This is a genomic window from Kitasatospora sp. NPDC004723, assembly GCF_040609255.1.
Classification (GTDB): Bacteria; Actinomycetota; Actinomycetes; order Streptomycetales; family Streptomycetaceae; genus Kitasatospora.
This window is the reverse complement of record NZ_JBEXJT010000035.1, coordinates 15,443-33,735: the sequence shown is the minus strand read 5'-3', so window position 1 is coordinate 33,735 and position 18,293 is coordinate 15,443. Positions and strand designations below refer to the sequence as shown.

16 protein-coding genes are annotated in these 18,293 nt (G+C 73.7%); 12 read left to right on the top strand and 4 right to left on the bottom strand.

Annotated features, from left to right (window positions below):
* Positions 1-102: 102 nt before the first annotated feature.
* Positions 103-579, bottom strand: coding sequence for a thioredoxin-dependent thiol peroxidase (bcp, locus tag ABZW10_RS27330; RefSeq protein ID WP_355370614.1), 477 nt, complete (start codon positions 577-579; stop codon positions 103-105).
* 141 nt (positions 580-720) lie between these two features.
* On the opposite strand from bcp, the gene ABZW10_RS27325 reads away from it, so the two are divergent.
* The 4 genes from ABZW10_RS27325 to ABZW10_RS27310 all read left to right on the top strand — a co-directional run bounded on the left by ABZW10_RS27325 (position 721) and on the right by ABZW10_RS27310 (position 3,787).
* Positions 721-1,062, top strand: a complete 342-nt coding sequence (locus ABZW10_RS27325; protein ID WP_355370612.1) for a DUF3618 domain-containing protein — start codon at positions 721-723, stop codon at positions 1,060-1,062.
* A gap of 211 nt (positions 1,063-1,273) precedes the next feature.
* Positions 1,274-1,576: a co-chaperone GroES gene (locus tag ABZW10_RS27320; protein WP_078881937.1), complete on the top strand. Its 303-nt coding sequence runs from the start codon at positions 1,274-1,276 to the stop codon at positions 1,574-1,576.
* Between the two features lie 192 nt (positions 1,577-1,768).
* The gene (locus ABZW10_RS27315) at positions 1,769-2,584 is read left to right on the top strand and encodes an MBL fold metallo-hydrolase (RefSeq protein WP_355370609.1); all 816 of its coding nucleotides are present in this window, start codon (positions 1,769-1,771) and stop codon (positions 2,582-2,584) included.
* Between the two features lie 24 nt (positions 2,585-2,608).
* The gene (locus ABZW10_RS27310) at positions 2,609-3,787 is read left to right on the top strand and encodes a winged helix DNA-binding domain-containing protein (protein WP_355370607.1); all 1,179 of its coding nucleotides are present in this window, start codon (positions 2,609-2,611) and stop codon (positions 3,785-3,787) included.
* A gap of 60 nt (positions 3,788-3,847) precedes the next feature.
* On the opposite strand, the gene ABZW10_RS27305 is transcribed toward ABZW10_RS27310, so the two are convergent.
* Positions 3,848-6,373 (bottom strand): transglycosylase domain-containing protein, encoded by a 2,526-nt coding sequence (locus ABZW10_RS27305; protein ID WP_355370605.1) that lies wholly within the window; start codon positions 6,371-6,373, stop codon positions 3,848-3,850.
* A gap of 340 nt (positions 6,374-6,713) precedes the next feature.
* On the opposite strand from ABZW10_RS27305, the gene ABZW10_RS27300 reads away from it, so the two are divergent.
* The 7 genes from ABZW10_RS27300 (at position 6,714) to ABZW10_RS27270 (ending at position 14,797) form a co-directional block, all read left to right on the top strand.
* Positions 6,714-7,514 carry an ABC-2 family transporter protein gene (locus tag ABZW10_RS27300; RefSeq protein WP_355370750.1) on the top strand — a complete coding sequence of 267 codons (801 nt, stop codon included), beginning with the start codon at positions 6,714-6,716 and terminating at the stop codon, positions 7,512-7,514.
* A 10-nt stretch (positions 7,515-7,524) separates the two neighbouring features.
* A complete protein-coding gene (locus tag ABZW10_RS27295) occupies positions 7,525-8,379 on the top strand; it encodes an ABC-2 family transporter protein (RefSeq protein WP_355370747.1) in 855 nt (284 codons plus the stop codon).
* A gap of 31 nt (positions 8,380-8,410) precedes the next feature.
* Complete coding sequence (locus tag ABZW10_RS27290; protein WP_355370602.1) at positions 8,411-9,370, top strand: ATP-binding cassette domain-containing protein; 960 nt, start codon at positions 8,411-8,413, stop codon at positions 9,368-9,370.
* Positions 9,371-9,550: 180 nt separating this feature from the next.
* A complete protein-coding gene (locus tag ABZW10_RS27285) occupies positions 9,551-10,855 on the top strand; it encodes a glycosyltransferase family 2 protein (protein WP_355370600.1) in 1,305 nt (434 codons plus the stop codon).
* Positions 10,852-12,198, top strand: a complete 1,347-nt coding sequence (locus ABZW10_RS27280) for a nucleotide sugar dehydrogenase (protein ID WP_355370598.1) — start codon at positions 10,852-10,854, stop codon at positions 12,196-12,198. The genes ABZW10_RS27285 and ABZW10_RS27280 overlap by 4 nt, the downstream gene beginning before the upstream one ends.
* Before the next feature lie 160 nt (positions 12,199-12,358).
* Positions 12,359-13,618, top strand: coding sequence for a DUF445 domain-containing protein (locus tag ABZW10_RS27275; protein WP_355370745.1), 1,260 nt, complete (start codon positions 12,359-12,361; stop codon positions 13,616-13,618).
* Positions 13,619-13,744: 126 nt separating this feature from the next.
* Positions 13,745-14,797: an adenosine deaminase gene (locus ABZW10_RS27270; RefSeq protein WP_355370742.1), complete on the top strand. Its 1,053-nt coding sequence runs from the start codon at positions 13,745-13,747 to the stop codon at positions 14,795-14,797.
* Positions 14,798-15,066: 269 nt separating this feature from the next.
* On the opposite strand, the gene ABZW10_RS27265 is transcribed toward ABZW10_RS27270, so the two are convergent.
* On the bottom strand, positions 15,067-15,813 hold the full coding sequence (locus ABZW10_RS27265; protein WP_355370595.1) for a TetR/AcrR family transcriptional regulator: 747 nt from the start codon (positions 15,811-15,813) through the stop codon (positions 15,067-15,069).
* Between the two features lie 178 nt (positions 15,814-15,991).
* On the opposite strand from ABZW10_RS27265, the gene ABZW10_RS27260 reads away from it, so the two are divergent.
* Positions 15,992-17,509 carry an MFS transporter gene (locus tag ABZW10_RS27260; RefSeq protein WP_355370592.1) on the top strand — a complete coding sequence of 506 codons (1,518 nt, stop codon included), beginning with the start codon at positions 15,992-15,994 and terminating at the stop codon, positions 17,507-17,509.
* A gap of 77 nt (positions 17,510-17,586) precedes the next feature.
* On the opposite strand, the gene ABZW10_RS27255 is transcribed toward ABZW10_RS27260, so the two are convergent.
* Positions 17,587-18,249 (bottom strand): peptidase inhibitor family I36 protein, encoded by a 663-nt coding sequence (locus tag ABZW10_RS27255; RefSeq protein WP_355370589.1) that lies wholly within the window; start codon positions 18,247-18,249, stop codon positions 17,587-17,589.
* Positions 18,250-18,293 lie beyond the last annotated feature (44 nt).

The following is an 18,293-nucleotide window of genomic DNA, read 5'->3' as shown; positions in this document are numbered from 1 at the left end:
GGGGCGCCGGGGTCCGTCCGACAGGTTCCGGGCAGAGCGCGGACAGCACCGGGACACGGCGGTGACGAAGTGTCAGACGCCGCCGCGTGTCCGGGCGGTGCGTCAGGCCGCCTCGACCTTGAGGTCGCGCAGTAGCTTGGCCACGTGGCCGGTCGCCTTCACGTTGTACAGCGCGTGCTCGACCTTGCCCTGCTCGTCCACGATCACGGTGGAGCGGATCACGCCGGTGACGGTCTTGCCGTACAGCTTCTTCTCGCCGAACGCGCCGTAGGCCTCCAGCACCTTCTTCTCCGGGTCGGAGAGCAGGGTGACCTTGAGGTCCTCGGCCTCGCGGAACCGGCCGAGCTTCTCCGGCTTGTCCGGCGAGATGCCGATGACGTCGTACCCGGCGCCGGAGAAGACCTCCAGGTTGTCGGTGAAGTCGCAGGCCTGCTTGGTGCAGCCGGGGGTGAGCGCGGCCGGGTAGAAGTAGACGATCACCTTGCGGCCGAGGTGGCCGGCGAGGGACACCTCGTTGCCGTCGGCGTCGGGCAGGGTGAAGGCGGGCGCGGTGTCACCGGGCTGGAGACGCTCACTCACGGGGTTTCTCCTGGTGCTGGACGGGCGGTCGTACCACGGCAAACTTACCTCCGATGGTGGGTGGGGCCGCGCGGCCCCGCGTGGCAGCTGACACACTGGGTCAGTCGCACAGGACGAACATCAGTGAATGGGGTGGCCCGAGTGGGCGAGGCGAGCAGTACGGACAAGTCGGCGCGGACGACCGCCCAGATCGAGGCGGACATCTCCCGGACCCGCACCCAGCTGGCGGCGACGCTGGACGAGCTCGCCGTGCGCGTGCACCCGACCACCGTCTCCGCCCAGGTCAAGGCGAAGGCCGTGGCCGCCGTCGAGGAGAAGGCCGGCCGGGCGTACGTGGCCGCGAGCGGCCTGGTCGAGCAGGCCCGCGCGCAGTTCGTGGACGAGAAGGGGCAGCCGCGCAAGGAGCGGATCGTTCCGGCCGCGCTGGTCGGCGTCGGCCTGGTGCTGCTGGTCGCCTCGGCGCGCAGGCGCCGCAAGCGCTGAGCCACGGCCGCATCTCCCGGGCCGGGCAGCCGCTGCCCGGCCCGCGCCGGTCCGCCGGCCCGCCCGCGGCACCGGGCTGGCGTCACACGCCGCGCCCGGGAGCGGTACCTTCGGGGTCGTGAGTACGAACGACGAACCGACCCAGCAGTCCCTGCCCGGCGCGGGCGACGCGCCGCGTCACGACCGGCTCGGCGAGAAGCTGCCGATCAAGATGCTGCACGACCGCGTGCTGGTGAAGACCGAGGCCGGCGAGGGCGAGCGCCGCTCCACCGGCGGCATCCTGATCCCGGCGACCGCGGAGATCTCCAAGCGCTGCGCCTGGGCCGAGGCGGTCGCCGTCGGCCAGAGCGTGCGCTCCGTGGAGCCCGGTGACCGGGTGCTCTACGACCCCGAGGACAAGCTGGAGGTCGAGGTCCGCGGCGCCACCTACGTCCTGCTGCGCGAGCGCGACCTGCACGCCGTCGCCGCGATGCGCTTCGGCGACACCGAGGGCTCGACCGGGCTGTACCTGTAGTCGCCGAGCGGTTCTCCCCGGTGGGCCGCCGTGCCGTGGGCGCGGCGGCCCACCGGCCTTTCCGCAGGTCCGTCCCGGCGTGGTGGTAGTTTCGCCGGAGGGGATGATGGTCCGGACAGCGGGACGGGGGACGGCATGGGGACTTCGCCGATCGATTTCGGTGGGACGGCTCCGCGGGTGCGGGGACTGGACGTGCGGTGGATCCACGGGTCGGAGTCGGCGAAGCACAACACCGATCCGGACATCCAGGTGCACGAGTACGACGAGCACACCTTCGTGCTGCGGCAGAACATGGCGGTGAACTACGAGGCGCCGTTCCTGTTCCTGCTGTTCGGCAACGAGCGGGCGGTGCTGATCGACACCGGGGCCACCGCCTCGGCGGAGTACTTCCCGCTGCGGGCGACCGTCGACGGGCTCGTCGCGGACTGGCTGGAGCGCCACCCGAGGGACGGGTACGAGCTGCTGGTGCTGCACACCCACGGGCACGGGGACCACGTCGCGGGGGACGGGCAGTTCGCGGACCGGCCGGACACCCGGCTGGTGCCCGCGGACCTGAGCACGGCCTGGGCGTTCTTCGGGTTCGACCGGGACGCCGACGCCGTGGCCCGGGTGGACCTCGGGGGCCGGGTGCTGGAGTGCCTGGCGACGCCGGGGCACCACGAGGCGGCGGTGACCTTCCACGACCCGTGGACGGGGTTCCTGCTCACCGGTGACACGGTGTACCCGGGGCGGCTCTACATCCAGGACTGGGCGGCGTTCGGCCGGTCGATCCGCAGGCTGATCGACTTCTGCGAGGCCCGGACGGTCAGCCATGTGCTCGGCTGCCACATCGAGATGAGCGTGAAGCCGGGGGTGGACTACCCGATCCGGTACACCTACCAGCCGCACGAGGTCCCGTTGCAGCTGACCGTCGGCCATCTGCGGGAGATCCGCGCGGCGCTGGACGAGATCGGCGAGGTGCCGCAGCGGCGGGTGTTCCCGCTCTTCGTCCTGTCGCCGAACGTCTGAGCAGCCCCTGGCTAGGATCCGCCCATGGCGAGCAACGGGGTGGTCCAGGTCGACGACGGGCAGCGGCGGGCGCGGTTGGGGCGGCGGCTGCTGCTGGCGCCCGCCGGGCGGGCGGCGCGGGTGGAGGAGGTGGCCGACGCGGTCGTCGGGCTGCACGCCACCGATGCCGCGACGGTGTACCTGTCGGCGTGCGCGCGGTTGCGCGAGCCGTCGGCGGCCGAGGTGGAGCGGGCCCTGTACGACGAGGTCTCGCTGGTGAAGCTGCTGTCGATGCGGCGGACGATCTTCGCGGTGACCGAGGAGTTCGCGCCGTACGTGAGCGCGGCGGCGGCGCGGCAGATCGCCGCCAAGGAGCGGGCGACGCTGCTCAAGCACCTCGCGGACTTCGCCGAGGGGTGGGACGAGGCGCGGCTGGCCGAGACCCAGCGGGCGGTGCTGGCGGCGCTGGCGGTGCGGGGTGAGGCGACCACGGCGGAGCTGGGCGCGGACGTGCCGGCGCTGCGCGAGACGATGCTGATGTCGGCGGGCAAGCCGTACGAGGCGAAGCAGAGTGTGGGGAGCCGGCTGCTGCGGCTGCTGGCCTCGGACGGGCACGTCCGGCGGTGCCGGCCGCGCGGGTCGTGGCTGAGCAGCAGCTATCCGTGGGCGCCGGTGGCGCCGTGGCCGGAGGTGCCGGTGCGGGAGGCGAAGGCGGAGGTGGTGCGGCGCTGGCTGGCGCGGTACGGGCCGGGCAGCGTCGAGGACGTGAAGTGGTGGACCGGCTGGACGCTGGGGGACGTGCGCAAGGCGCTGGCGGACGTGGGCGCGGTGGAGGTGGCGACGGCGGGCGGTGCGGCGGGCCTGGTGCTGCCGGGGGACGAGGAGCCGGTGGCGGAGCCGGAGCCGTGGGCGGCGTTGCTGCCGGCGCTGGATCCGGCGGTGATGGGCTGGCGGGGCCGGGACTGGTACCTGCGGCCCGAGGACGTGCCGGCGCTGTTCGACCGGGCGGGGAACGCGGGGCCGACGGTGTGGTGGTGCGGCCGGGTGGTCGGCGGCTGGGCGCAGCGGGCGGACGGCGAGGTGGTGTGGCGGCTGTTCGAGGACGCGGGGGCCGGGGTGCGGGCGGCGGTCGCGGTGGAGGCGGAGCGGTTGGCGGGGTGGCTGGGAGCGGTCCGGGTGACGCCGCGGTTCCGTACGCCGTTGGAGCGCGAGCTGGCGGCCTGAGTCGCCGGACCCGCTGAGCCCGTTGAGTCCGTTGAGCCCGTTGGGCCGAGCCCCGGGCTGTCAGGCCGGGGGCGGGGTGCCCGGCTGGGGTGTGGCGGGGGGTTTGCCGCTGCCGGTCGGCGGGACCGGCGGGATCGGCGGTGCCGGGGTGCGGGTCGGGTCCGAGGTCTTGCCGGGGGCGGTGGACGGCGGTTCGGCGGTGGGCCGGTCGGTGGTCGGCCGGGTGCCGGGGGTGGGCTGCGGTGGTGCGGACTCCTGGGGGGCGGAGGCCGCGGCGGTGGGGGCCACGGGGGTGGACGGCTCGGGGGCGGTGCTGGTCCGGTCGGGTGCCGGTGCGGTGGTGGGCGTGGTGGGCCGCCTGGGTACGGCCGGGGCCGCGGGGGCCGCGGGGGCCGCGGGGGCCGCGGGGGCCGCCGGTGCGGCCGGTGCCGCCGGGGCCTGGACGGTGCCGCCGTGGCCGCCGGCCGGGTCCGGGGCCGGGGAGGGGGCGGTCGGGGTGGCGGAGGCGCGGGCGGTGGTGGCGGGGGTGCCGCTCGGGGTGTCGGTCGGGCCGCCGGTGCCGGGGCGGCCGTTGCCTTCGCTGGGTTCGAGCTCGAAGTCCTGGACGGGGGTGCCCTCCAGGACGTCGCTCATGTAGGCGGTCCAGATCCGGGTGGGGAAGGCGCCGCCGTTGATCCGGGCGTAGCCGGCGGTGCCGGCCAGCGGTTCCTTGGCGTGGGTCCTCGGGTTCTCCCGGAAGAGGCCGACGGTGGTGGCGAGTTCGGGGGTGTAGCCGGCGAACCAGGCGGAGAGGTTGGCGTCGGTGGTGCCGGTCTTGCCGGCGGCGGGCCGGCCGAGGCCGAGGGCGGCGGAGCCGGTGCCGCGCGGGCTGATGACGTCGCGCAGGACGTCGGTGACGGCGTCGGCGGTGCCCCGGTCGAGGGCGGCGGTGGTGTGGTGCGCGGGCAGCTCCGGCGGCTCGACGGGGCCGGTGCCGGGGGTGATCCGTTCCAGTCCGGCGACCGACCAGGGCCGGTGGGCCTCGCCGTGGTTGGCGAGGGCGGCGTAGACGCCGGCCAGGTCGAGCGCGCTGGGGGTGGCGGTGCCGAGCGTCATCGAGGTGTTGGCCGGGTCCATGCCGGGGACGTCGGCGGGGATGCCGAGCCGGATGCCGGTCTCCCGGACGTGGTCGAGCCCGGCGTCCACGCCGACCTGCGCGTACACCGAGTTGACGGACTTGACCATGGCCTGGCGCAGGCTGATCGGGCCGTAGTCGATGTCGTCCTCGTTGGGCGGCGCGTACGGGGTGGGGCCGTCGGTGACGGGGCGTGCGCTGGTGCCGTCGTAGCGGGTCTCGGTGGTGATCGGGCGGCCGTCGCCGCTGCTGTGGTGGGAGGTGAGGCCGGCGGCGAGGTCGACGGGCTTGAAGGTGGAGCCGATCTGGTTGTCCTGGCGCAGGGCGTCGTTGTAGGGCTGCTCGGCGTAGTCGGGGCCGCCGTAGACGGCGACGACGCGGCCGGTGGCGGGTTCGACGGAGGCGCCGGCGACCCGGACGTCGCTGTCGGTGCCGGGCCGGGCGGTGGGGTCGAGTTCCTCGGTGAGCTCGTCCTGGACGGCGTGCGCGAAGGCGTCCTGCTTCTTCTGGTCGAAGGTGGTGGTGATGCGCCAGCCGCCGGCCTTGAGGGTGGCGCCGTCGAGGATGCCGCTGCCGACCAGGTAGTCGTCGGCGACGCCGACCAGGTAGCCGGCCTGGCCGGCCAGGCCGCTGGCGGGCTGCGGGTCGATCGGGTCGGGGAAGGCGAGGGAGGCGCGTTCGGTGGCGCTGAGGAAGCCGAGCTGGACCATGCCGTCGAGGGTGTAGTGCCAGCGGGCGACGGCCTTCTCGCGGTTGGCGGGGGTGGCGGTCTTCACGTCGTACGCGCTGGGGGCCTGGAGCAGGGCGGCGAGGTAGGCGCTCTGCGGGAGGGTCAGTTCGGAGACGTCGACGCCGTAGTAGGCGCGGGCGGCGCTCTGGATGCCGTAGGCGCCGCGGCCGAAGTAGCTGGTGTTGAGGTAGCCGGCCAGGATCTCGTCCTTGCCGCGCTGCTGGTCGACCTTGAGGGCGATGAGGAGTTCGCGGCCCTTGCGTTCGATGGTCCGGCTCTGGGTGAGGTAGTAGTTCTTGACGTACTGCTGGGTGATGGTGGAGCCGCCCTGCAGGCCCTGGCCGGTCAGGCTGTTCCAGCCGGCCCGGACCATGCCCTTCAGGTCGATGCCGCGGTTCTGGTAGAAGGTGCGGTCCTCGGCGGAGACGACGGCCTGCCGGGTGCTGACCGGGACCTCGTCGATGGTGACGTCGGTGCGGTTGACGGCGCCGGTGCGGGCGATCTCGGTGACGCCGTCGGCGTAGAGGTAGACGTTGCTCTGGGCGACCGCCTGGGCGTTGGGGTCGGGCAGCGGCACGATGACGTAGAGCACGGCGAAGGCGCCGACGGCGAGCAGCAGCACGGCGAGGACGGCGCCGAGGACGATCCGCCAGGTGGGCAGCAGCCGCCGCCGGAACGGCAGGGCGCGGCGTGCCTCGCGGCGGGCGGCCCGTCTGGCCCGGCGGCCGGTGCTCAGGGTCATGCGGAGATTATGTGCTATTTGACCGAGGATCAGGGGTCGGGGCGACTCCGTCCGGGTGGTGGGAAAACCGGGTGCGCGAGGGATCTCGCCGCAGTACGGTGAAAGGTGCAAACCAGATAGCGCAGCCACTTCGGGCCGAGGCCCGCTTCGAGCTCCGCCCACCGTCCCGGCCCCCCCGGGAAGGCGGTCGGAGCCGCTCCGGCATGCGCTGCTGCGCGGACAGGGGTCTCCCTGTACCGCCATTTGTCGATAAGGAGACAATATGCAGAGGCTTGGGCCTACGCAGGCCGAGCTCCGTCCCCCCGATCGCGACGGCGCTCCAGGCGGCGCGCGGGCCGCCCTGCTCCTGTACGCCGCCGTCGTCCGCGGCGCCTTCCGCCGCTTCTCCACCTACCGGGCCGCCACCCTGGCCGGCGCCTTCACCAACACCGTCTTCGGCTTCATCCTCGCCTACACCTACCTCGCCCTCTGGCACGCCCGCCCCGGCCTCGGCGGCTACGACGAGGCCGCCGCCGTCACCTACATCTGGGTCAGCCAGGCCCTGCTGGCCACCGTCGCCGTCATGGGCGGCGGTTTCCAGGACGACGTCCAGGAGCGCTTCCGCAGCGGCGACATCGCCATCGACCTCTACCGCCCGGTGGACTTCCAGGGCTGGTGGCTGGCCACCGACCTCGGCCGGGCCGGCTTCGAACTGCTCGCCCGGGGCGTGCCGCCGACGCTCGCCGGCGCCCTGGTCTTCCACACCCGGATGCCCGAACACCCGCTGACCTGGCTGGCGTTCCTGCTCGCCACGCTGCTCGCGGTGGTGGTCAGCTTCGGGCTGCGCTTCCTGGTCTCACTCACCGGCTTCTGGCTGCACGACTCGGAGGGCGTGCAGTCGGTGCTGATGGTGGTGTCGCTGTTCTTCTCCGGGATGCTGCTGCCGCTCGCGCTCTTCCCCGGCCTGCTCGGCACCGTCGCCCCGCTGCTGCCCTGGGCGGCCCTGATCAAGGTGCCCACCGACGTCTTCCTGGAGCGCGTCACCGGCACCCAACTGCTCGGCGCGCTGGGCTTCCAGCTCGCCTGGGCCGTGGTGCTGCTCGCGGCCGGCCGGCTGGTCCAGCTGCTGGCGACCCGCAAGGTGGTGGTCCAGGGTGGCTGACCAGGCCGTCATGACCCGTGAGCCGCTGCCCGGCACCGCCCGTGAGCCGCTGACCGCCCGCACGGCCTGGGCGCTGCGCTCCTGGTGGCTCGTCGCCGGCATGTGGACCAGGGCGATCATGTCCTACCGGGCCTCGTTCGTGATGACGCTCGGCGCCAACCTCGTGGTCACCTTCCTCGACTTCCTGGTGATCATCCTGATGTTCCGCCACACCGACAGCCTCGGCGGCTGGAACCTGTCCGAACTCGGCTTCCTCTACGGCACCTCGGCCCTCGCCCTCGGCCTGGCCAACCTCTTCGTCGGCTCCATCGACGCCCTCGGCGAGCGGATCCGCACCGGCACGCTCGACGTCATGCTGGTCCGGCCCGCACCCGCGCTCGCCCAGCTCTGCGCCGAACGGTTCTCGCTGCGCCGGCTCGGCCGGCCCCTCCAGGCGGCGGCCGTGCTGGCCTGGGCACTGGCCGCGCTGGACACCCACTGGACCTGGGACCGGGTGCTGCTGGTCCCCGTGCTGGTGGTCTGCGGCACCCTGATCTTCAGCGCGGTCTTCATCGGCTTCGCCAGCCTCCAGTTCTGGTGGGGCGAGGCCAGGGAACTGCAGAACTCCTTCACCTACGGCGGCGCCACCCTGCTGCACTACCCGCCGACCGTCTTCGCCAAGGAACTGGTCGCCGGCACGGTCTTCGGCGTGCCGCTGGCCTTCGTCAACTGGCTTCCCGCGCTGCGGATCCTGGACAAGCCCGACCCGCTGGGCCTGCCCACCGCCTTCCAGTTCGCCTCGCCCCTGGCCGCCGTCCTCTCGCTGGCCGCGGCCGGCCTCGTCTGGCGGATCGGACTGCGCGCCTACCGCGGCGCCGGCGGCTGACCTCCTCCACCTCCTCGACCTGGGAACCACCATGACACTGATCGAACTCGACGACGTCCGCCGCACCTTCACCGTCCGCGCCAAGGCCGGCCGGCTGAAGCGGGAGAAGCGCGAGGTGCGCGCCGTCGACGGACTGACCTTCACCGTCCGGGCCGGCGAGTGCGTCGGCTATATCGGCCCCAACGGCGCCGGCAAGTCCACCACCATCAAGATGCTGACCGGCATCCTCGTCCCCACCGCCGGCCGGCTGCGCGTCGCCGGCGTCGACCCGGCCCGTGAACGGGTCGCGCTGGCCCGCCGGATCGGCGTCGTCTTCGGCCAGCGCACCACCCTCTGGTGGGACCTCCCGCTGCGCGACTCCTACGAACTCGCCCGCCGGCTCTACCGGATCCCCGAGCACCGATATCGCGTCAACCTGGAACGCTGCGTCGAACTGCTCGACCTCGGCGCGCTGCTCGACACGCCCGTGCGCCAGCTCTCGCTCGGCCAGCGGATGCGCGGCGACCTCGCCGCCGCCCTGCTGCACGACCCCGCCGTGCTCTACCTGGACGAGCCGACCATCGGCCTGGACGTGGTCAGCAAGGGCAAGGTGCGCGACTTCCTGCGCGAGGTCAACCGCGAGCGCGGCACCACCGTGCTGCTCACCACGCACGACCTCACCGACATCGAGCAGCTCTGCGACCGGGTCATGGTGATCGACCACGGCCGGGTCGTCTACGACGGCGGTCTCGACGGCCTGCACGCGGTCGGCGACAGCGAACGGACCCTGGTCGTCGACCTGGCCGAGGCCGCCCCGCCGATCGAGGTGCCCGGCGCCCGGGTGGTCCGGGTCGAGGGCCCGCGCCAGTGGCTGGCCTTCCCCGCCCAGCAGAGCGCCGCCCCGCTGGTGGCGGCCGTCGCCGCCCGCTACCCGCTGGTCGACCTCTCGGTGCGCGAGCCCGCCATCGAGGACGTGATCGCCCGGATGTACGCGGAGGCCGCCATCGGCTGAGCGTTCGACCGGGGAGCGGGTGTCCGGTGTCGCTCGCTCGTGCGGGTGGCGGACGTGACCCCGTGCCACGCCGCCTAGTTGACCGTTTCATCGCCCCGCGCCGGGCCGCCCGTCCCGTTCCACGGGCGGCCCGGCGCCGGGCACCGTCCTGGCGACCCGCGCACCGGAGGGCAGCGCCCGATGACCCCACCCGACGTGACCGTGGTGATCGCGGTCTACAACACCCTGCCGTACCTGACCGCCTGCCTGGACTCGCTGGTCCGGCAGAGCATCGGGCCCGCGCGCATGGAGGTGGTCGCGGTCGACGACGGCTCCACGGACGGCGGCGGCGAGCTGCTCGACGCCTACGCGGACCGGCACCCCGGGCTGTTCACGGTGGTCCACCAGGCCAACTCCGGCGGCCCGGCCGCCCCGACCAACCGCGGCCTGGCGCTGGCCCGCGGCCGGTACGTGTTCTTCCTCGGCGCCGACGACTGGCTCGGCGACGAGGCACTGGAACGGATGGTGACCGCCGCCGACGCCTGGGAGTCGGACGTGCTGATCCCCAAGCAGGTCGGGGTGAACGGGCGGCTGGTCCCGCAGGGCATCTTCGACGCCACCCGCGCCTCGGTCGGCTTCGAGGACTCGGCCCTCGCCTGGGCGCTCGCCGACACCAAGCTGTTCCGGCTGGACCTCGTCCGGCGGCACAACCTGGCCCGCAAGGAGGAGCTCAAGGTCTACTCCGACCAGCCCTTCACCCTCGCCGCCTGCCTGCGGGCCCGCCGGATCTCGGTGCTCGCCGACGACGACCACTACTTCCTGGTGCTGCGCGAGGACCGCGGCAACGTCACCCAGCGGGCCGGGGCGCTGGACCGGATCCGGGGCGTCGCGGCGGTGCAGTGGGTGGCCGCCGAACTCGCCGCGCCCGGAGGGCAGCTGGACGCGATCAGGGCGCGGCACTTCGGCTGGGAGGTGCCTCAGCTGCTCGGGGAGGACTTCCTGGCGCTGGACGCGGGACTGCGCGAGGAGGTCTGCGCGGGCGTCGGTGAACTCGTCCGGCGGTTCGCCGCCCACGAGGTGTACCACCGGCTCGCCCCGGCGGACCGGATCCGGCTGGAGATGGCCGCCCGCGGGGAGTACGGCGCGCTGTGCGAGCTGATCGCGTACGAGGCGGAGCACGGCGCGCCGCCGGTGGTGACCGAGGACGGGGCGGACGGGGTACGGCGCCGGTACGCGGGCTACCCGGCCTTCCGGGGCGGCGCGCCGGGAGCGGCGGACGCGCTGTTCCTGCTGGGGGAGGAGGCACTCGTGGCACCCGAGCCCTCCGACGAGGCGGCCGGCCCCCCGGGGGAACCGGCCGCGCCGCCGCCCACGCTGGTGCAGCAGCTGTGGCGCGGCGCGGTGCCCGTCCGGGTGCGCCGGCGGCTGCGCCGCCACCCGGCCTGGCGCCGGCTGGCGAACGCGGTGGCCCGGTCCGGTTCCGCCGCGAACGGGGGCGGCCGGTGACCCCGCTCGACATCCGGCCGCCCGCCGGCCGGCCGCTCGACGTCTGCGTGGTGGGCCTCGGCAAGCTCGGCCTGCCGCTCGCCGTCCAGTTCGCCGCCAAGGGCCACCAGGTGACCGGCGCCGACCTCGCCCCGCCGGTCGTCGAGGCCGTCAACCAGGGCCGGCCGCCGTTCCCCCGGGAGGCCGGCCTGGACGAGGCGCTCGAGCGGGTGGTCGCCGAGGGACGGCTGCGCGCCACCACCGACACCGCGGCGGCCGTCGCCGGCGCCGAGGCCGTCGTCCTGGTCGTCCCGCTGGTCACCGCCGCCGACGGCGCCCCCGACTTCGCGCTGCTCGACGCCGCCACCGACGCCGTCGCGGCCGGACTGCGCCGGGGCACGCTGGTCAGCTACGAGACCACCCTGCCGGTCGGCGTCACCCGGGGCCGCTGGGCGCCGCGGCTGGCGGCCGGCTCGGGGCTCACCCCCGGCCGGGACTTCGCGCTGGTCTTCAGCCCGGAGCGGGTCCGCACCGGCCGGGTCTTCGCCGACCTGCGCCGCTACCCCAAGCTGGTCGGCGGGACCGACCCGGCCGCCACCCGGCGCGGCGCCGCGTTCTACCGGGCGGTGCTGGACTTCGACCCGCGTCCGGACCTGGACGCCCTCGGCCGGCCGAACGGCGTCTGGGAGCTGGAGTCCGCGGAGGCCGCCGAGTTCGCCAAGCTCGCCGAGACCACCTACCGGGACGTCAACATCGCGCTGGCCAACCAGTTCGCCCGGTACGCGGACCGGATCGGGGTGGACTTCGCGGCGGTCGCGGACGCCTGCAACTCGCAGCCGTTCAGCCATCTGCACCGGCCGGGCATCGCGGTCGGCGGCCACTGCATCCCGGTCTACCCGCGGCTCTACCTGTGGAACGACCCCTCGGCGACGGTGGTCGGCGCGGCGCGGGCGGCCAACCTGGAGATGCCGGCGTACGCGGTCGGGGTGCTGGCCGGCGCCCTGGACGGCGGGCTCGCCGGGCAGGGCGTGCTGGTGCTCGGGGCCGCCTACCGGGGCGGGGTCAAGGAGACCGCGTACTCGGGGGTGTTCCCGCTGGTCGAGGCGGTGCGCGCGGCCGGGGCCCGGCCGTACGTGGCCGATCCGCTGTACCCGGCGGCGGAGCTGACGGCGCTGGGCCTGCCCCCGTACGGCGGCGAGCCGGTGGTGGCGGCGGTGCTCCAGGCGGACCACCCGGAGTACCGGGAGCTGGCCCCGGCCGACCTGCCGGGCGTCCGGGTGCTGCTGGACGGCCGGCGGTGCACCGATCCGGCCCGCTGGACGGGCGTCGCCGGGGTGCGCCGGATCGTGCTCGGGGGCGCGTGACGCCGCATCCGCGCTGACCTTCTCGGGGTCGGGAGGGCCGCACTCCGGCGGGCGCGGCACCGGAGGGGCACACGGCACCCGGGCGCGCCGTCCGTTCGCGCCGGGCAGCGGGCAGACTGACGGGGTGAGCGACGAAGCCTTCAGCGGGACCGGCCCCGGAATGCGGTTCACCGCGGCCGACGAGGAGAAGAGACGCGGCGTGCGCCGGATGAAGACCATCGCGACCGGCCTGCTGGCCCTCGCGACCCTGGTCTTCGCCCTGGCCACCTGGGCGAAGGCGGCCGGCGCCGGCGCCTGGGCGGGTTATCTGGCCGCCGCCGCCGAGGCCGGCATGGTCGGCGCGCTGGCCGACTGGTTCGCGGTGACGGCGCTGTTCCGCCGCCCCTTCGGCCTGCCCATCCCGCACACCGCGATCATCCCGACCAAGAAGGACGCCTTCGGCCGCTCGCTCGGCGACTTCGTCGGCGAGAACTTCCTCTCCGGGCACGTGGTGCGCGGCCGGCTCGCCGCGCTCGGCATCGCCCGGCGGCTCGGCGAGTGGCTGGCCGCGCCCGGCAGCGCCGAGCGGGTCACCAAGGAGGCCTCGGCGGCGTTGCGCGGGGTGCTCGCCGTGCTGCGCGACGACGACGTGCAGGCGGTCGTCGCCGAGGCGGTCACCCGCCGCGCCGCCGCCACCTCGGTCGCCGAGCCGGCCGGCCGGATGCTCGGCAAGGTGGTCGCCGACGGCGGCCACCACGGGGTGGTCGACCTCATCGCGGTCCGGGCGCACGACTGGCTCACCGACAACCACGCCGAGGTGGTCGAGCGGGTCACCCAGAAGACCCCGGGCTGGACCCCGAAGTTCATCGACCACCAGGTCGGCGAGCGGGTCTACAAGGAGCTGATGCGCTTCGTCACCGACATCCGGGACGACCAGCAGCACCCGGCGCGCGGCGCGATCGACAAGTTCCTCGCCGACTTCGCCACCGAGCTGCAGACCGACCCGGAGACCATCGCCCGGGTCGAGCGGGCCAAGGGCGAACTGCTTGCCCGGCCCGAGGTGCAGGACCTCATCGCCTCCACCTGGGCCGCCGTCCGCTCGCTGGTGCTGAACGCCGCGGAGGACGAGGAGAGCGAGCTGCGCCGGCGCATCCGTGAGGGCGTGCGCAGCTTCGGCACGCGCCTGGCCACCGATCCGAAGCTCCAGGCCAAGGTGGACGGCTGGCTCCAGGACGCCGCCCAGTACCTGGTCGACACCTACCGGGCCGAGATCACCTCGCTGATCTCCGAGACCGTGGCGGGCTGGGACGCCGAGGACGCCTCGCGCAAGATCGAGGCCAACGTCGGGCGGGACCTCCAGTTCATCCGGATCAACGGCACGGTCGTCGGCGCGCTGGCCGGGCTGCTGATCCACACCGTGGCGGTCGCGCTCGGCGGCTGAGCCCGGGCTGCTTATCCTTTCCTGCACCACCAGAAAACGCGCGTAGAGCCTCAGTCTCAGAGAAGAAGGGCACCCACCGTGGTCCAGCCGGACGGAAGTCGGATCGGAACCCCCAGCGCAGACGCCCTGGCAGCCCCCGCGGCCCCCGCGGACCGCTCCATCGAGGCGTTCATCGCCGCGATGCCCAAGGCGGAACTGCACGTCCACCACGTCGGATCGGCCTCGCCGCGCGTGGTCGCCGAGCTGGCCGCCCGCCACCGGGGCCGGGCCAAGGTGCCCGCCGACCCGCAGGCCCTCGCCGAGTACTTCACCTTCACCGACTTCGCGCACTTCATCGAGGTCTACCTGAGCGTGGTGGACCTGATCCGCGACGCCGAGGACGTCCGCGCCCTGACCTACGGCGTCGCCGAGGACATGGCCCGGCAGAACATCCGGTACGCGGAGCTGACCGTCACCCCCTACTCCTCGGTCAGCCGGGGCATCCCCGACGTCGCCTTCATGGAGGCCATCGAGGACGCCCGGGTGCGCGCCGAGAAGGACCTCGGGGTGGTGCTCCGCTGGTGCTTCGACATCCCCGGCGAGGCCGGCCTGGCCGCCGCCGAGGAGACCGCCCGGCTCGCCGTAGACCTCGCCCCCGAGGGCCTGGTCAGCTTCGGCCTCGGCGGCCCGGAGATCGGCGTCCCGCGCCCGCAGTTCAAGCCGTACTTCGACCGGGCGCGCGCGGCCGGCCTGCGCAGCGTTCCGCACGCGGGCGAGACCACCGGGCCGGAGACGGTCTGGGACGCGCTGCGCGTGCTCGGCGCCGAGCGCATCGGCCACGGCACCCAGGCGGTCGCCGACCCGGCGCTGCTCGACCACTTGGGCGAGCACCGGATCCCGTTGGAGGTCTGCCCGACCTCCAACATCGCCACCCGCGCGGTGGAGCGGATCGAGGACCACCCGATCAAGCGGATGGTCGACGCCGGGCTCGTGGTGACCGTCAACAGCGACGACCCGCCGATGTTCGGCACCGACCTCAACACCGAGTACGCGGTGGCGGCCCGGCTGCTCGGCCTGGACGAGGCCGGGGTGGCCGCGCTGGCGAAGAACGCGGTGGAGGCGTCCTTCCTCGATGTGTCGGGCAAGGCCCGGCTGGCGGGCGAGATCGACGCCCATCTGACGCGGTGGCGTCAGGGCTGACCTGCGGTTTTCCGCTCCTTCGGGCCCCGTCGGCCAGTGCCGGCGGGGCCTTCGGCGTGCTGCGGGCGCCACGTGTGCACTGAATGGCGCCACTTGATGGTGCCAAAAAGTCTCGACATGGCACCACTGGTGTGCCATGCTCTGGCCATGGATCTCACGCCGTACGTCGACAACCTTCGCCATGGGCTCACGGCTGCTGTGGGCGCAGCTGGTGCCGACGCTGGCGCCGGTGGTGCCATCTATGGTGTTACGGTGGTGCCGGACATGCCCTAGGAGTTGGGCTGTCGCCCGGGCAGGCGGAGCGCCAGTCCGTCGAGGATGACGTTCAGGCCGTAGTCGAACTTCGCGTTCCGCAGGGTGGCCGGGTCGGTGGCGGCGACGGCGTCGGCCGCGGCGTCGGCGAAGGCCTCGGCGAGGAACTCGTGCCCGGCCACCGCCTCCTGGGCGGCGGGCATCAGCCCGGCGATGAACTCGGCCTCGGTCCGGCCGCTGCGCATCACCGTGGTCAGGAAGGCGGCCTCCGTGGTGCTCATCCCGAGGACGTAGGAGAGCACGGTCTCGATGGCCCGGGACGGCTCCGGGAAGCCGACGGCGGAGAACAGTGCGGCCATCCGCTCGGAGACGGCGACCAGGTTGGGCCCCAGGTAGACGAGTCCGGCCTGGCCGATGACGGACCCCAGCCAGCGGTGGCGCAGCGTGGTGGTCCGGAAGGCCTGGCAGGTCGCGGTGACGTCGGCCCGCCAGTCGGCGGCGCCCGGGTCCGGGACGGGGATCTCGCCGAAGACCTCGTCCAGCGCGAGTTCGATCAGCTCGTCCTTGGTGGCGACGTGCCGGTAGAGGGAGGTCGCGCCGGCGTTGAGGCGGGCGCCGAGCTTGCGCATCGAGAGCGCCTCGACCCCGTCGGCGTCGAGCACGGCGATCGCCTCGCGGACGATCGCGTCCCGGCTGAGCGCGGGCTGTTCGGGCGCGCGCTGCGGGCGGGCCCACACGGAAGGGATCGGGTTCTTGGCAGCCATCGGCCGGTCCTCCTTCGGGGGATCGGTGCAGGGAAATCAACGCGTACACCGTTCGCAGGAAGCGTACAGGAATCGCTGTTGCGCACACTGTTCCGTGCTGCGTACAGTGTGCGCATCGACGGAACATCGTACGCAGCAGCGTCGAATCGCAGAGTCGTACTTCGGAGGGGAAGCAATCATGGAAGGCCGTAACCCGCGGCGCTGGTGGATCCTGATCGTGCTGTGCCTCAGCACGCTCGTCCTGGTGGTCGACAGCATGGCGCTGACCGTGGCGGTGCCGTCGATGACCGAGGACCTGAAGGCCACCGCGCAGGACACCCAGTGGATCCTCGACTCCTACATCCTGGTCTTCGCCGGGCTGCTGCTGACCTCCGGGAGCCTCGGCGACCGGTTCGGCCGGCGGAAGGTCATGATCATCGGTCTGCTGCTCTTCGGGGCGGCCTCGCTGGCGGCGACGCTCTGCACCAACCCCGGTGAGGTCATCGCGAGCCGGGTGGCGATGGGCGTCGGCGGGGCGCTGATCATGCCCTCGACCCTGTCGATCCTCATCACCGTCTTCGAGGAGGACGAGCGCGGCAAGGCGATGGCGGCCTGGGGGTCGGTCTCGATGCTCGGCCTGGTCGGCAGCCCGGTGCTCGGCGGTGTGCTGATCGACCACTTCTCCTGGCACTCGATCTTCTTCATCAACGTGCCGGTGGTGGTGCTGGCGATCACCGCCGCCCTGGTCCTGATGCCCGAGTCCCGGGGCCCGTGGCAGAAGCCCGACCCGCTGGGCGCGGTCCTCTCGGCGGTCGGCATGACCGCGCTGATCTGGTGGATCATCGAGATCCCGAAGCACGGCGCGTTCGGCGGCACCTCGCTGGTCTCCCTGGTGGTCGCGGTGGTGGCGCTCGGCGGCTTCGTGGTCTGGCAGAACGTGGTGGCGGAGCCGATGGTCCCGCTGGCCCTCTTCCGCAAGCGCAACTTCAGCGGCGGCTCGCTCTCGCTGACCCTGGTCCAGATCGGCAACGGCGGCCTGCTGCTGGTGCTCACCCAGTACCTGCAGTTCGTGCTGGACTACTCGCCGGTCAAGGCGGGCCTGGCCTTCGTGCCGATGGCGGTCGCCGCGCTGATCGGCAACGGCGCGGGCGCCGGCCTGACCGCGAAGGTCGGCTTCCGGCCGCTGGTCCTGGTCGGCATGGCGATGATGGCCGGCTCGTTCGTCCTGCTCAGCACGGTCGACGCGGACACCGGCTTCACCGTCCCGGCGGTGGCGCTGGCCCTGCTCGGCCTGGGCGCCGGCCTCGCGATGCCGGCGGCGGTCGGCGCGCTGATGGGGGAGATCCCGCCGGAGAAGGCGGGCGTCGGTTCGGCGCTGAACGACACCATCCAGCAGGCCGGCACCGCGCTCGGCATCGCGATCCTCGGCTCGCTCCTGGCGAGCGGCTACGCGGACAAGATGCCGGCGGGCACCTCCGAGCAGGCCTCGCAGTCGATCGTCGGCGCACTGGCCGAGGCCGGGGCCAGGAACGACCCGGGCCTCGCCCACGCGGCCCGGGAGGCGTTCACCTCGGCGATGTCCACCACCCTGACGGTGAGCGCGGCGGGCGTCCTCGCGGCGGCGCTGCTGGCGGCGGTGGTACTGCGGAACAAGAAGACGGGCGCCGCGGAGGCCCTGGAGGCGCCGAAGGAGGACGTCGCCGAGTTGGCGGTGTGACGCGGGGAGGGCGGACGCGACGAAGGCCGGTACCCCGGGGAGAGGGGGCCGGCCTTCGGGCGTCGCCGGGGGAGGGGCTACAGGACGACGTAGTCCACCTTGTCGTTCCAGAAGCCGCCGTACGGGTAGGGGAGGGGGCCGAGGTCGTAGCAGGAGCCGTTGCCCACGTAGAACGAGGGGTCCGGCTGCAGGGTGCGGTCGTCGTAGATCGTCATGCCGCCGGAGCGGTACGCGCAGGCGGCGCTGGCCTGGTCGCGGAACGACCAGTCGGAGAGGTACTTGGTGCCCGGCTGCGACCAGCGCAGCAGGACGCCGGTGTAGGTGGAGTGCTCCCAGAGGCAGGCGTAGCCGGAGCCGCACTCCGAGGGCGAGGCCGGCGTCAGCACGACGCCGGAGGCCGGGGCCGGTGCGGCCTTGGCGGCCTGGGCGAGCGCCGGGTCGATGGTGGCGATGGCCTGGTCGGCCTCGGCGACGCTGTCGTGGCAGTAGACGGCACCGCCGGTCACCTCGGTGCAGACACGGGCACCGTCCCAGCCCTTGGCCAGGTCGATCTGCCGGCCCTTGTAGGTGGCGATCACCGGCTTGGACGGCGTTGCCTTCGCCGGAGCGGCGGACTGCCGGGCGTCGGCGGACGGGACCGCCGGCGCGGACGGCACGGGTGCCGCCGTGGCCGCCGGTGCCGCCAGCGCGAGCGCGCCGGCGGCCGCGGTGACGACGGCGAGCATGCGGAAGGAACGCACGGTCAACTTCTCCCCTGATGAGTCGTGGCAGGACTGTGCTGCCA